The organism is Candidatus Bartonella washoeensis Sb944nv (assembly GCF_000278135.1).
Taxonomy (GTDB): Bacteria; Pseudomonadota; Alphaproteobacteria; order Rhizobiales; family Rhizobiaceae; genus Bartonella; species Bartonella washoeensis.
The window spans coordinates 21,204-35,089 of record NZ_JH725025.1 but is presented as its reverse complement, the minus strand read 5'-3'; the positions used below and the strand labels follow the sequence as shown (position 1 = coordinate 35,089).

Sequence of the window (13,886 nt, the reverse complement as noted above, 5' to 3'; positions counted from 1 at the left end):
ATTTTTTGCATTTATGTAAATTATTTTCTTAATAAATGATTTAATTACAAATATTTACTATGTCTCACGCAGATTTTTAAGTATTTTTAATAATTATAAATATTTAGCTACCTATAAAAATTTGGCTTATTTTATAATTATGTGATTCACTGCCGTGGTTAGAAGGATTTAATCATATTGCAGCTGTAATTTTTTAATTTTGAAAAGCGTTTGGCTAGCATATCGAAGGCGAATGCCCCCTTGGAAATCCTAGCGCGACTATAGATTCTAAACTACTTCGCAATTTGCTAGGGAAATAGATTAAATATCCTTACTGAAAGAAGGAATGATATCCACCTTTCGTGATGCTAATATTAAAAATTCTGATACTGCAAGCGCTGCACAGTCTATAAAATGAAATGATAAGATACCAAAACAAGAGCTAAGTTTACTGAACGTCATAGAAATTAAATAAAACTTTAAAGTTAAAGATAATCAAATCAAAAGGATTGACTGCTTCTGAAAACAACTACCTAAGAAATTGAAAATTAACCATGTTTTCAATGAACACCAAAAGGATTCAAACGCAAGATTCGTAAATTACTTTCAGTAATGTAATTAGGAATATACCGAGAACAGAAATCAAACCAGTACAAAGCATTGCAACATAAAACTTTCTTGTTGTTGTTTTCAGAGCAATTATTTAGTGAAATTCAATGGTGAGTGTAGCGGTTTTAAACTCAAAGGGGTTCAATACAATGCCATTTCTAATAAATCAGTGTAGCTTGCCAGCAAGTTTTGTACAAATTCATTTTTTAAAATGATCTTTAAAGGGATCTTCAAGAATCTTGAAAGATCATTAAAGACCCTTTAATCAGTCTTTTCTCTTCTCCTAAATATCACAATTGGTGATGAAATGTTCCTTACAGCAATTATATTATTTGGAGAGTTACACAAATAAACTGTTCTCACCTTTTTTATATGGAATTGACTAAAAGTCTTTCAGACTTCTGTCACATCATTTAAAGACAGAAGAAACTTTCCCTTTAGTTGCGCAAGGAGCCTAGACATCGTCGGATAATCTTACCGCTTAAATTCTTTCCGTAATAATCCTCATGCTCCAGTAGGGCAACTCAAGATAAAACAAGGTGTTTGAACGATCATAACGCATAATAAAATCAGACCAGCCTAAATGTTCAACAGTAACACCTGCTAAACAAGGGTAAATAAGTTTTAATACGCCTTCAAGTTTAAAAGTATTAAACCGCGCACTACGTCCGATTTCAACACTCATCGTACAATTGGATACCTTCCCGCTAAAACTTAATCGCTTTAAATATAAAAACCTTGAAGCCCGTCTAAATACGTTAGGTTTTCTGGATCCTGCTGTATTAAACGTTGAAACTCCTCACGGCTACTAATCTGAACCTCTAACAATTCTATAAAAGGATGCTAGCGGCATTACAACACCCGAAAAAAAATTCATCATATCTCTTAAAAGATCATTGATAATTTCAGAGGTTGGGGTCAATTCCCATCTAAAGAATATTCCCCCATGCCAATAAAAAGTTCAGCGTAAATGCTATGAGGGGGATATCTTCAATGATTTTGACAATAGTTTTGGCTAACCTGCTTTTGCCACCAATATAAGCAGCAGCTGGTGTGACTGGATCAACAGATTTTAATTTTTCATCGTAAAGTATATCCATCATTTTTTAACACTCTATTCATCTATATTATCCATCTTTTCACTGCTTTAAGTGATAAGAAGTAGCTGCGATGTCAAGTTGAGTTGCATCAGACGGATGTGTTCCCAAATATCCCCGTTGGCTGGACCAGCCCAGCCCCTATCTAAAGAGAAGAATTTTTGCTTTTCTTCAGCAATAGGGTAACTTGACCTTATTGCTCTTTCGCTAACCACAGTGCAAACATTGCATTTTTATCTCAGGGAGCATCACGATCAATCAAAGGTGCAGGTTGCTCTTTTAATTTTCCTTTTTCACAAAGTTTTTTTCCTTGTCTGGCACTTCTAGGATAATTTCTGAGTTGTATCCGCTTGTTTTTTCATAGCGGTGGGCCAACGCTGCGACTTTCCAAGAGCTATTGATTTCTCTACAAAACCCTTGCAAAAAAAGAAGTTAATCAGCCATGATTTCGGTATGCCCTTGTAAGGTCAAAGAACCACTACTGGTAGTACGGCAGAGCCTATCTGATTCTGAGACGGCAACAAGCCAAAGTCTTCTCTTCACAAGTGTAATAACTGCGCAAACGTCGCACGGGACCTGTAAAACCTGTTTGATGTTTTACTTGATGCTGTTGCCCTTGGAGGCAATCAAAATAACGTTCTTCTATGATACTAGATTGGATGCGAAGCTCGAGCGTAAATTACCAATGCAAACAATCATGTCGACGGCATTCCCTATCAAGCAAAATGTGAAAGCGTAACACTACCAAATTTGAACTTGGTCGTTGAAAACTATCGCGGGGGTGGCATGGATTCGTCTATTGAGGTTGATCTTGGGCTCGAGACTCTCATCCTCTCCATGACCATTTCTGATTGCTCTCCAGAGTTGATGGCGCTGTTGGAACGGTCTGATGTCAACATTTCATTACGAAGTTCAATGCAAGCGCAAGGCACACCCGCAGAAGGTGTTGTCATTACCATGAGAGGACTTTGTAAAGGCTTTGAAATGGCAGAATGGCAACCGGGGAGCAAAGCAACATCCACAGCTACCTTCACATTGCAGTATTTCAAATATGTCCAGAAAGACACTGAAATTGTTGAGATAGACACCCTCAACATGGTCAGGAAATTCAATGGCGTCAATCAATTAGCAGATCATAAAAACTTTTTAGGAATGTAAAAATGACAGTACAAACAAGCATGACACATCAATTGCTTATCCCTGTGACCTTTGAAGGAAAAGAGCATACCACAATTACCTTACAGCGTCCCAAAACAAAAGATGTGCAAGCAATCGATAAGAAAGAAGGTGTTGAACAAACAATCGCTATGGTTGCACGCCTTTCTGAATGGCCGCACGAAGCTGTAGGAGAACTCGATATTAATGATTTGTCGAGCATTGGGGAAATTCTAGAGTCTTTTATCAAGCGGCGGGACACCTCGACTGGGAAACCGCCGCTAAACTCATAGCCGATATTGCTCTCGTTTTTCATTGGTCCCTTTCAGACATGATGGAAATGGAGCTGGAAGAATTAATATTCTGGCGTAATCAAGCAGCAGAAAGGTATAAAACAAAATGAGTGAAAAAGTTGCTGATGCAAAGGTCAAACTGTCCCTTGAAGACAAACTCACCGCACCTCTTAAACATCTTCAAAAAAAATTCGATACATTGTCGAAAACACTCTCACAGAGATTGAGTATTCCTCGCTTTTCTGCTGCGGTAAAAAATATGACATCAAGTTTAAAAGGTGTTCAAGGTGCCCTTAGCACGGCGGCAAGCCGTGCTTCGATCTTTACTGGTGCTTTAGGGCTTGCTGGTGGTGGTCTTGTCGCAAGTGTGACCGCCATCACCATGAAAACCATGCATCTGGGGGATAGTCTTCACCATGCATCACGACATTTGGGGATGAGTGTTGCATCGCTTCAATTATGGGGCGATGCAGCCGATAATTCAGGATATTCTGCCGAACTCTTTCAACAATCTCTAGCCACTTTAAATAGGCGTTCGGCACAAGCATATGCTGGACAAAAAAGAGGCATTATGGGATTTGAGGCGCTTGGCATTTCTGTCAAAAACGCCTCTGGAAAACTCAAATCAAACTCCGTTTTGTTAGAAGAAATTACTGACAAGATGAGTAAGATGAAAAATCAAGCACAAAGACAGCATATTGCTGCTCTGCTGTTTGGTGGGGATGGCAAAGAAATGGCCGCCATGCTTGCACAAGGGATGGCACCCATTAAAGAGCTGTTTGCAAAGGCGCGGAAAGGAAAATGGCTCATCGGTGCCGATGTCGCGCACTATGCAGCAGATTTAAGTGACAAGATGGGAGCGTTTAAGAAAAAAATAGGCGGTATCGCTAGTTTTATTGGTGCGCGTTTCATGCCCGTGATTAATGATATGATTGACGGTTTTTCTCGACTGATTGATGAAAACCGCGACCTCATTCAAACAACCGTTGCTGGATGGGCTAAAACTATAAAAAAAGTCTTTAATGATTTGCTTAATCCTACCTCTGATTTGAGAAAAGGCATCAGTGATCTTACAGAGAGAATTAAAAGCTGGTTTCAATGGATGGAGCCACTAATCGGTGAAATAACCCTCTTAAAGGTAGGTCTTGTAGCGCTTGGTTTATTCATTTTTGGTCCACTTATTACGTCATTAGCCGTAGCGGGAGCAGCGTTTGTCACACTTGGCTATACAATCATGACAACACTTATTGGTTGGCTAATTGGCGGCATTGCAGCAATTGTTGTACTCTATAAATATTGGGACAAACTCAATGGTTGGGTAGCTGCATCTTTAGCCGCAGTTGGAGTAGTTCTTATAGCTTCAGTTATTCCAGCAATAACCGCCGTTGGTTCTGCTTTTATATCGCTTGGTATCGCAATCATGACCACTCCCATAGGCTGGATACTTGGCGGCATTGCATTACTTGTCGGAGCTGGATATCTGCTCTACAAAAATTGGGACAAAATCAATGGATGGTTGGCTACATCCTTAACTGTAGTTGGTGCAGTTGTTATCAGACTGGCTGTTGCTTTTGCTGGACCGCTGTTTTCAGCAATAGGCTCAGTTTGTTCAGCATTTATGGGACTTATTACAACTCTTGGAAAATCCCTATTTTCAAAAATAGTCGCGGCTGACAAAGCTTTTATAGGGCTTGCCAGAACTCTCGGTAAATCACTGCTTTCAGCAACAAGAACAGTGTGTTCAGCATTTATGAAGCTTGCTGTAACTCTTGCAAGAACGCTCTTTTCAGCATTAGTCTCTGTTAGTTCAGCTCTTCTTTCGCTTGCCGCGACTCTTATAGGCTCTCTGCTTTCAGCAATAACTGCCGTTAGTTCTGCTTTTATATCGCTTGGTATCGCAATCATGACAACACCCATAGGCTGGATAATCGGTGGCATTGCAGCACTTGTTGGAGCTGGATATCTGCTCTACAAAAACTGGGATACCGTCATAAGTTTTTTAGGAAAGTTATGGGATTCTTTTTCTAGCTTATGCAGTAATGTTTTTAGTAAACTCTTTACGCTCTTTAAAAACTTTTCGCCACTTTATTGGATAGCGAAAAAAATCAATGCATTGATTAAATGGTTGTTTGGGGTCGATTTGATGGATGCAGGTGCCAATCTCATTGGCAGCTTGTGGGACGGCATCAAAAGTAAGTGGCAAGCCCTGTCCGAATGGTTTAGCGGCATGATAAGCAAATTAACCAGTTGGATGCCTAATTGGGTGAAAGAAAAACTTGGTTTTAATGTTTCAATCAACAAAACTTCAACGCAAACGATTAAAACCTTTACCGATGAAACCAATGCACGCGCAAAAAGAATGGTTGATACAGCCGTTGTCACCAAAAATCCTTTTGAAAAACGTAAGAGTGGTTTTAATACAGGGACAGTCGAAACAAAGCATATGGAAGTTCCAAATGCAAAAGTGGCTGCTTTTAAAGCTCCCAAGCCAATTACAGTTCACAAGCCTGTTGAAGTAGACGCCCGTGTAACCATTACAAATCTCAATATTTCAGTACCAAATGGTCTCAAGAACGAAATCAGAGACGCCGTCAATCAAGCACTTGAACGCTATGCGAAGCAGCAACGTTTAGCTATAGCCTCCAGCCTTTCGGATTAAATGCCATGATGTTAGCTTTGGGTGGTTTTATTTTTTCAATCGAAACAGCAGCTTATCAAACACTTGATCTGTCTTATGGTGTTCCATGGGTGGAGCAAGGGCGATTGGGGCGAAAGGCTGCTCTTCAATTGCCTGCTGTTGCAAATGCAGAATTTTCTTTAGCAGGGGTGATTTATCCAGATTTCAAAGGTGGTCACAGACAGCTCGAATATTTACGGCAAATAGCGCATGAAGGACCTCATATCCTTGTAACGGGTCAAGGCAAAATCTTAGGTAAGTTTGTCATTCTTTCCGTAGAGGAAAAGCAAAGCGTTTTTCATCAAAACGGCACCCCAAAAAAACAAGAATTTACTGTTAAATTGAGAGAATATGGTGAAGACCTATGAGTGACCTTTAAATGACCAAAGATGGCGATATGGTGGATGCCATTTGCTGGAAATACTATGCCAAAGGTCAACAAGCACTTGCTGTTGAACGCGTCTATGCAGCAAATTTTGGGCTTGCAGACTATGGACCCATTTTAAAAGCAGGTATCACGATACTCTTGCCATCCCTCCCCTATCCCAAAGCCACACCAGTGATCAGAATTTGGGGTAGCAAATCATGAAACCTTTTTGCATGGTTCTGGCAAATGGAGAAGACATTACCAAAACGCTTATGGATTATGTTTTATCAATTGAAATTACCGATGAAGCAGAAAACAAAAGCGACCGTATTACCATAGAGCTTGATGACCGTGCACGCGACAGTGATAATGGCTTTCTTGATATTCCTCTTATCGGAACAGTTATTTCCGTGACACTTGGCTATGAAGGTAGCAAAACACGCGATATGGGAGCCTATCTGATAGACGAAATCTCTGTGAGCAGCCCACCACAAAGCTTAAGTGTTACAGGGCGCGCTGCGTCAATGAACACGTCTTACCGAACCCCTAAAAGCCAATCCTATCACCAGCAAACGCTTGGCAGTATTGTTCAAGAGATAGCAGAGCGTAATGGCTATACACCAAAGGTTGATCCTTCTCTTGCAAAAATTGTTGTGCGTCACATTGATCAAACAGCAGAAAGCGATATGGCTTTTGCCGCACGCCTTGCAGAAGAATATGATGCGGTAGCAAAGCCCGTTGACGGTAAACTTGTGCTTGCCAAACGGGGTGAAGGCAAAGCCATCACTGGTGAAACACTCCCTGTTGTTGTCATCCATGAGAAACATTGCACCTCTTGGGATTTTAAATACAGCGCACGCGATGAAGCAGGTGCAGCAAATGGCTTAGAAACGGATGTGGGAGACGACCAAAAAGCCGCGGCTGACGCACGAGCACCAGAAGAGATAGATGATGATGAAAACTCCATTCATATGGATGAAAATGATCTACCAAACCCATCTGAAGCAGAGATAGGAGAAAAAACAGAAAAAGAAGCGGAAAAGCAAGAAGAAGAGAAAAAAGGTGGTGTTCTCGCAACCTATCATGATATCCGCAGTGGTGAAAAAAAAGAAGTCAAAGTTGGCAACCCGCCATTTCATGAACTCAAATATACCTACCATAATCAATCAGAAGCTGTTGCGGCCATCGCTGCTTATCGCAATAAATCATCACGCGGTAAGTCTTCTTTCTCATGTGATATCGGTGGTGATCCCTTTGTGCAAGCAGAAGCAAAGCTTGTTCAAGATCCCCCTTTCCGACCTTATATTCCGGCAGAATGGCGCATCAAAAGCGTTAAGCACAAACTTGATAAAACGGGTGGTTACACTACAAAAATAGAATGCGAACTTTTTGACAAAGCACAAGAAGATGCGGCTGGAAACGTTGCAAACACAACACCAGACAAGGATGATACCCTTGATCCAAACGCTCCACCCAATGCATGCGATGAAGGCGAAGGCGTCATCCATATGGATGAGGAGGATATATAAACAAAACTATCTGATGATAATAAAAAGCATATTCCTATCCGAAAGAAAAAGAAATCTAATTTTTATTTCACTATTCCTAAAAATACAGCCAAACAGCGTTCAATTTCTAACATTTTATCTGTATGAATGGAGCCAAAAGCAGGACTAACTTTTTCACATCTCACCGTCATAATCTTATCAATCATCACTTGCGAAGGCTTTTGTAAACCATTTTTGGCATCTGGCTGAAGGGTAATGCGAAGTAATGGCGCCGAAACAAGTGTACTTGTAATTGGTAAAACTGTTACACTTGTATGTTCACTGAATTGATTAGCTTGAATGATCAATGCAGGTCTTGGTTTACCAAAATCGCCTTGCATAGCGATTGTTACGAGAGATCCACGCTTCATTCTGTCCAGCCATCAACATCAATTAAAGATTGATCCATAAATAACTGCATAGATGTATCTGTTTTATCCATTTTTGCCACTAAACGACACTGACGGCGGCACTCTTCTGCAAAGTTCGGTTGGCGTGTATCTGGCACCCAAATTTGCATCAAGCGTAATCCCGCTTTCCTTTGTGCGTTGCGATGTTTTTGAACACGTTCATTGACATGCATTGTAGCCATAACAAAATCTCCATTATGTTTCATGTAACGTATAACACAGAAGAAAGTTACATGAAACGAGATTTTTAATAAAAGGCAATCATTACAATTTTTAATATTCACACATCCCCGCCTTGTGTGGGGCTTTTTTTTATGGAGAAGCATATGCGAAAAATATCATCAGAAGGACTTGCACTCATTAAACAATGGGAAGGTTTGCGTTTAAATGCCTATAAAGATGCTATTGGTGTGTGGACAATAGGTTATGGACATACGAACAACGCCGGAAAACCTTTTATTTATGAAGGCATGACAATCACTGAAAAGCAAGCAGAAGAACTTCTTTGCCAAGATTTAAGACAATTCGAAAATGCTGTTGAACGCGCTGTTAGCGTTTCCTTAACGGATGAACAATTCGCAGCACTCGTGTCCTTTTGTTATAATGTAGGAACAGCAGCCTTTTGTAATTCGACACTGTTAAAAAAGCTCAATCAAGGTGAATATGAAGCGGTCCCTGCCGAACTACAGAAATGGACCAAAGCGGGAGGCAAACGTTTACAAGGTCTCGCACACCGGCGTGCAGCAGAAGCAGGATTATGGGCTAAAGGAGCTTATGTTTCCTCCAATTATCAAACAGTCGAGACACAAGCACCAACAGGGCTTTTCAAAGCAGAAGCCCTTGCACCAATTATTGGTTCTTTCTCAGGTCTTGGAGGTTTGTTAGCAGGCAATGGTCCCATCCAATGGGCTCTCGCTGCCATTATGGTTTTAGCAGCTTGTACTGGCATTTTCTTTGTGGCCAAACGTTTTCAGGAACACCGCTTATGATCTTATGGATGAAAAGAAATCTGATGGTAACAGGTGCGGCTTTAGCCGCTTTTTTTATGATTTTAGCTAGAGCTTTTACTCTTGGGAAAAAAGCAGAACAACAAAAGCAAACAGAGAGTTCTTTAAAGACAGCAAAAACACGGCTGGAGGTGGAAAATGAAATTAATCAGAAAAGTGATGCTGATGTACGTGCTACTCTCTCTAACTGGTTGCGCGACAAATAAAGTCGTTTCTTCTTGTGTTGGGTGGTTGCCTATTTATTTAAACCGTCAAGATTTAAACGCCATCAGTTCAAACTTAGCAAGAGAAATCTTAAAGCATAATAAGCAGGGTGAGTATTTGTGTGGATGGAAACATGGCTAGAAAAACTGAAAAACATACCGAGCTTACAGAAGCAGAAAAAGCAATGCTTCAGGAACTGATACTCACCTATCAAAGTGTGAAAATGATGTCACGTTATACGAAATGGATTGTATTCATTATACTCTTATTAGCGCTTGATTTTTCACGTATTATGGATGCATTAGTAAGTATCTTTACACAAAAACCAAATATCCGACTCTAAATACACTTTGAAACGCACGAAATTTTTTAGCCAATAGATTTTCAATTTTGCTCGTCTCATGGATGCGGTAAAGAATGTCGTCGCCCATTTAAAACAGTGGATTTCAAAGAATTAATCTTTGAATTAATTATTTCATGAATTTAAAGCTTCTAATAAACTATATTTGATATGAACAGCTTCGAAATTTTAATCCTTTAAGGATGAAGAAGAAGTCAAATCTCTGTAAAATGACACAATTGCTTGTCTTTTATAGATCAGGGGCGATAATGAAAACAAATTTAAGTGGACGCGTAAGAAATACATCTTTACCAGAAAATCACGCTCTACTGCCTCTTTTTGAAGCAGTTGTAAATTCTATTCATTCCATTGAAGAAATAGGAAATGATTTTTCCTCACGCTACATTATAATTTCAGTCATAAGATCGGAGCAAGCTTCACTATCACTTGAAAAAGATACTGAAAAACGAAACAAAACACCAATTATAGGTTTTAAAGTAATCGATAATGGTACAGGCTTTAGTGATCATAATTTTCAATCATTTGAAACTTTAGATTCAGATCATAAAAGAGAAAAAGGTTGCCATGGTATAGGACGACTTTTATGGCTTAAAGCTTTTGATAATATAAAAATCAGGAGTATTTATGAAACAGATAAAGGATTAAAAGGGCGTAAATTCTCATTCGACGCTGTTCTCGGTATAAAAGCATTACACGAATTTCAAGATAATTGTACAAAGAGAGAAACTGTTGTTGAGTTAACAGGTCTAAAACAAAAATATAAAAATCATATTCCTAAAAAACTACAATCTATCGCAAAGGCACTCTTAGAACATTGTCTCTGGTATTTTGCAAGAACCGGTAGTTGTCCTTCTATAACTATTGAAGATGAAACAGAAAAAATATTATTGAATGATCTATATAAACAATACATGCATGGAACCGTTTTTAATGAAAAAATAGAAATAGAAAATTATAACTTTTCTATTATGCATATTAAATTTAGGTCCTTACCTTTAGAAAATCAGGCTTTATATTTTTGTGCAGCCAACAGAGTTATCACAAAAGAAGTATTATCTCATAACGTTCCTGGTATTCATGCAAAACTGCAAGATGATATAGGTGAATTTATCTACTCTTGCTACGTAAGCTCTCCTTTTTTGGATGAAAGAGTACGTGCTGAAAGAATAGGCTTTGATATTGAAGAAAATACTGAAGGGTTACTAGAGAAAATAGATATATCATTTGATAAAATACGGAAAGCTGTAGTCCCTAGGATTCAAAAATACTTAGATAAAGAATTAAAGCAAAACATTCAAAACAGTAAGAAAATAATTGAAAAATTCGTAGCTGAAAAAGCACCACGTTACCGTACAGTTCTAAAACATTTAACTGAAAATGACTACATAGCTTCTCCATCAAGCTCTGACCAAAGCTTAGAGCTTCTCCTTCATAAACATCTTACTAAATTAGAAGAAAAGGCTTTAAAAGAAGGTCATGATATTTTGCACGCTGAACAAAACGCAACTTATGAAGAATACTTAAATAAAGTTAGCGCATATGTAGAAACTGTAAATGATCTTAATCGCTCTGATCTAATAGGTTACTTATGCCACAGAAAAGTTATCTTAGATCTTCTAGAAAAGGCTTTAAAGAAAAGTGATAAAGGCTACGCTAAAGAAAATGTTATTCACAAACTCATAATGCCAATGAAGTGTGATTCCAATGACATTTCTATGGATAATTGTAATTTATGGTTAATAGATGAAAAGTTAGTTTTTCATGATTATTTAGCTTCCGATATCTCATTGAAGGCAATGCCTATTACAGGCTCTACAGAAGATAAAAGACCTGATATATGTGCCTTAAATGTATACGACAATCCTATTTTAATATCAGATGAAGAGCCTATGAAATTGGCATCTCTTTTTATAATAGAAATTAAACGCCCAATGAGAGATGATGCACAATCGGGAACGGAAAAAGATCCTATTAAACAAGTGTTTGATTATCTAGACGAAATTAGAAAAGGTAAAGTAAAAACATTCGATGGTCGTCCTATAAAAGACTCTCTTGATATACCTGGTTATTGTTATATTATCTGTGATTTAACTGATAGTATAAGGAAATGTTGCAAAAACTCGAATTTAAGAATAACAGGTGATAACATGGGGTATTTTGGATATAACGAGAATTATAAAGCTTATATAGAAGTGATTTCATTTGACAAGCTTGTAGATAATGCCAAGAAAAGGCATCGATTATTTTTCGATAAGATGAATTTGCCAATAAAATGATTCCTCCCCTTCCCGCTTTTGAGGTAGGGAAAGAGAGAGATTATATCGCAATCTATTCGCTAATCGCTTAAGTGTTTCTTAAACACCTGACTCGACAATAGACATATTATCAAGTCGCTCCTGATATAAAAGACGCCCATTGTTCTAAGAGGACACGGCGTTGCTCTAAAAAGTCTGTTCGCATGTAAGCCTTTGTCACTGAACTACCGACTGAATGCGCAAGAACAGATTCCGCAATTTCAAATGGTGTTGAGGTTGTCTCTGCTATCCAGTCACGTAAGCTTGAACGAAAACCATGTGGACGATAGGCTAAGCCGCAAAGTGTCATATATTTCGCCATGGTAGCATCAGAAATGGGGTTGCCTTTAAGACCAGAAAAAAGAAAACCATTTTTTTCAAAAGGAAGAGATTTTTCAATAACTCTCAAAGCTTCATCACTTAGTGGCACACGAAAGTCTGAAACTTTCCCTACAATACCTTTCATGTTTTCTTTTGGTATCGTCCATATATTTTTGTCAATTTGTTCAAGACGCAAATAGCGCAATGGATATGACCGTGCTCCCGTCAAAATCAGTAACTTCAGTGCTAAATTTGAAAGGATATTATCCTTTAAGTTTTGATAAAAAGCCGGCACTTCTTGCCATGGCATAGCAGGAATATTTGTTGCTGTCGCACGTGGTTTTCCTAAAAGCGCGCGTGCCTTCATACAAGCTTGTAGATCAACATCCAAACCAAGAGCCGCAGCATATTTCAAACAAATATTGATACGGTTAAGTGCCTTTCGCGCTGTATCTGCTTTTTCATGCCAAAGTGGAGCAAGAACATTGCGAATGATATTGGCTGTTAATTTTTCTATAGGTAAATTACCTATGTGTGGAATAACGTGCAACTCTAGTGGAGAAAACCAACGACCATTTTTACCTTCATTTTTTAACTCTGCTTTCTTGCTTTCAAAAGCCGCTTGTGCAATTTCTTGGAAAATATTGCTTTGCTGTTTTAAAATAGTCTGTTCTCGAAACACAATAGGATCATTGCCTTCTTTAAGAATATCACTATAATGCCTAGCAAGCTCACGTGCTTCTTTTAAAGAAAGTTTCGTAACAGGACCAAGTCCCATTTCACGGCGCTTATTGTGGTGCGTATAGCGAAAAAACCAAGAGCGTGTATTGTCTTTTCTAACATTTAACCATAGCCCTGCCCCGTCACAATATTTACCCTGCGGAGACGTCTTTACGAATGATGCTGATAACCGATGAATCGCCCTCACTTAACGCCCCCTCTCGTCCACCTTTTCACACATCGACCGTCCACCTTTTTTGATCCACCTTTTAGACCACCTTTAATTTTTGATTTGAGATTTTTTCTTTAATACTTAATTTTTTTATTGAATCATAAAAAGCTATAGACATCAATACATCCTTGCACATATTTATATAATTTGATTCTTGCTAATAAAGCCTGATTCGCCCTCTGGGGGCACCATTGTATTTTATCTCAAATAACTTATTGATTTTCCATATTTTTTTAAGGTGAGGGATGCGTCGATAAAAGTGAGGGAATAGGATTTTCAAATCATGCCTCTACAAAAGTAGCATTCTCTTTTCTTTTTACTTCGTTAAGCATTTCTAAGAATTTTTTGAATGCTTCTAAATCTTCCTGTGAAAAAGCATCTAAAAGTCTAACAAACATGCCAACAATTTCACGACTCAACGGATTTGAAGGCTTGATTGTAAAACTTGTGCGAGAAGCATCTGCTTCCCTTCTTAAAAGGGATGCCATCTCTTCATCTAACGCGTAGAGTTCAATGATCTTTTCTTCCATTCCTACCGGAACAGACTTTTTGCCAATTTCTACAGAAGATAAAAATGGTACAGATATGTTTAATTTCTCAGCCATATCTAATA

General features: G+C 38.5%; 18 protein-coding genes and 1 pseudogene. 12 read left to right on the top strand and 7 right to left on the bottom strand.

All coding sequences use genetic code 11. The annotated features are described in order from the left end of the window. Nucleotides 1-1,069 precede the first annotated feature (1,069 nt). From MCQ_RS09710 to MCQ_RS09700, 3 genes and pseudogenes are all read right to left on the bottom strand, one after another. A complete protein-coding gene (locus MCQ_RS09710; RefSeq protein WP_006924349.1) occupies nt 1,070-1,273 on the bottom strand; it encodes a hypothetical protein in 204 nt (67 codons plus the stop codon). 244 nt (nt 1,274-1,517) lie between these two features. Continuing rightward, nucleotides 1,518-1,691 (bottom strand): hypothetical protein, encoded by a 174-nt coding sequence (locus tag MCQ_RS09705; RefSeq protein ID WP_006924348.1) that lies wholly within the window; start codon nt 1,689-1,691, stop codon nt 1,518-1,520. A gap of 273 nt (nt 1,692-1,964) precedes the next feature. After that, a pseudogene (locus MCQ_RS09700) lies at nt 1,965-2,397 on the bottom strand (hypothetical protein); the annotation flags it as partial. Between MCQ_RS09700 and MCQ_RS06660 the strand changes: the two are divergent. The 7 genes from MCQ_RS06660 to MCQ_RS06635 are packed head-to-tail and all read left to right on the top strand — an operon-like array spanning nt 2,394 to nt 7,706. After that, nucleotides 2,394-2,843: a phage major tail tube protein gene (locus MCQ_RS06660; RefSeq protein WP_244595363.1), complete on the top strand. Its 450-nt coding sequence runs from the start codon at nt 2,394-2,396 to the stop codon at nt 2,841-2,843. The pseudogene MCQ_RS09700 and the gene MCQ_RS06660 overlap by 4 nt on opposite strands. Before the next feature lie 2 nt (nt 2,844-2,845). Continuing rightward, nucleotides 2,846-3,133 (top strand): phage tail assembly protein, encoded by a 288-nt coding sequence (locus MCQ_RS06655; RefSeq protein WP_006924345.1) that lies wholly within the window; start codon nt 2,846-2,848, stop codon nt 3,131-3,133. A gap of 38 nt (nt 3,134-3,171) precedes the next feature. After that, entirely contained in the window at nt 3,172-3,243 is a 72-nt protein-coding gene (locus MCQ_RS09695) for a GpE family phage tail protein (RefSeq protein WP_081489782.1), read from the top strand. Further along, complete coding sequence (locus MCQ_RS06650) at nt 3,240-5,792, top strand: hypothetical protein (protein ID WP_006924344.1); 2,553 nt, start codon at nt 3,240-3,242, stop codon at nt 5,790-5,792. The genes MCQ_RS09695 and MCQ_RS06650 overlap by 4 nt, the downstream gene beginning before the upstream one ends. 5 nt (nt 5,793-5,797) lie before the next feature. Next, on the top strand, nt 5,798-6,178 hold the full coding sequence (locus tag MCQ_RS06645; RefSeq protein WP_006924343.1) for a phage tail protein: 381 nt from the start codon (nt 5,798-5,800) through the stop codon (nt 6,176-6,178). An 11-nt stretch (nt 6,179-6,189) separates the two neighbouring features. After that, entirely contained in the window at nt 6,190-6,399 is a 210-nt protein-coding gene (locus tag MCQ_RS06640) for a tail protein X (RefSeq protein WP_006924341.1), read from the top strand. Next, complete coding sequence (locus tag MCQ_RS06635) at nt 6,396-7,706, top strand: contractile injection system protein, VgrG/Pvc8 family (protein ID WP_006924340.1); 1,311 nt, start codon at nt 6,396-6,398, stop codon at nt 7,704-7,706. Before MCQ_RS06640 ends, MCQ_RS06635 begins: the two co-directional genes overlap by 4 nt. Before the next feature lie 62 nt (nt 7,707-7,768). On the opposite strand, the gene MCQ_RS06630 is transcribed toward MCQ_RS06635, so the two are convergent. Beyond that, nucleotides 7,769-8,095 (bottom strand): type II toxin-antitoxin system PemK/MazF family toxin, encoded by a 327-nt coding sequence (locus MCQ_RS06630; protein WP_006924339.1) that lies wholly within the window; start codon nt 8,093-8,095, stop codon nt 7,769-7,771. Further along, complete coding sequence (locus MCQ_RS06625; protein ID WP_006924338.1) at nt 8,092-8,316, bottom strand: antitoxin MazE family protein; 225 nt, start codon at nt 8,314-8,316, stop codon at nt 8,092-8,094. The genes MCQ_RS06630 and MCQ_RS06625 overlap by 4 nt, the downstream gene beginning before the upstream one ends. A 144-nt stretch (nt 8,317-8,460) precedes the next feature. On the opposite strand from MCQ_RS06625, the gene MCQ_RS06620 reads away from it, so the two are divergent. The 5 genes from MCQ_RS06620 to MCQ_RS06600 all read left to right on the top strand — a co-directional run bounded on the left by MCQ_RS06620 (nt 8,461) and on the right by MCQ_RS06600 (nt 11,982). Next, nucleotides 8,461-9,123: a lysozyme gene (locus MCQ_RS06620; protein WP_006924337.1), complete on the top strand. Its 663-nt coding sequence runs from the start codon at nt 8,461-8,463 to the stop codon at nt 9,121-9,123. Continuing rightward, nucleotides 9,120-9,347 (top strand): hypothetical protein, encoded by a 228-nt coding sequence (locus tag MCQ_RS06615; protein WP_006924336.1) that lies wholly within the window; start codon nt 9,120-9,122, stop codon nt 9,345-9,347. Before MCQ_RS06620 ends, MCQ_RS06615 begins: the two co-directional genes overlap by 4 nt. Further along, nucleotides 9,280-9,486: a hypothetical protein gene (locus MCQ_RS09690; RefSeq protein WP_035008152.1), complete on the top strand. Its 207-nt coding sequence runs from the start codon at nt 9,280-9,282 to the stop codon at nt 9,484-9,486. Before MCQ_RS06615 ends, MCQ_RS09690 begins: the two co-directional genes overlap by 68 nt. After that, nucleotides 9,479-9,688, top strand: coding sequence for a hypothetical protein (locus tag MCQ_RS06605; RefSeq protein WP_006924335.1), 210 nt, complete (start codon nt 9,479-9,481; stop codon nt 9,686-9,688). Before MCQ_RS09690 ends, MCQ_RS06605 begins: the two co-directional genes overlap by 8 nt. A gap of 266 nt (nt 9,689-9,954) precedes the next feature. Continuing rightward, complete coding sequence (locus MCQ_RS06600; RefSeq protein ID WP_006924334.1) at nt 9,955-11,982, top strand: hypothetical protein; 2,028 nt, start codon at nt 9,955-9,957, stop codon at nt 11,980-11,982. 109 nt (nt 11,983-12,091) lie between these two features. Here MCQ_RS06600 and MCQ_RS06595 read toward each other — a convergent pair whose 3' ends face one another. Beyond that, nucleotides 12,092-13,249 carry a tyrosine-type recombinase/integrase gene (locus MCQ_RS06595; protein WP_006924333.1) on the bottom strand — a complete coding sequence of 386 codons (1,158 nt, stop codon included), beginning with the start codon at nt 13,247-13,249 and terminating at the stop codon, nt 12,092-12,094. Between the two features lie 305 nt (nt 13,250-13,554). Further along, on the bottom strand, nt 13,555-13,886 hold a 332-nt coding region (locus MCQ_RS06590; RefSeq protein ID WP_006924332.1), incomplete at its 5' end, for a transcriptional regulator.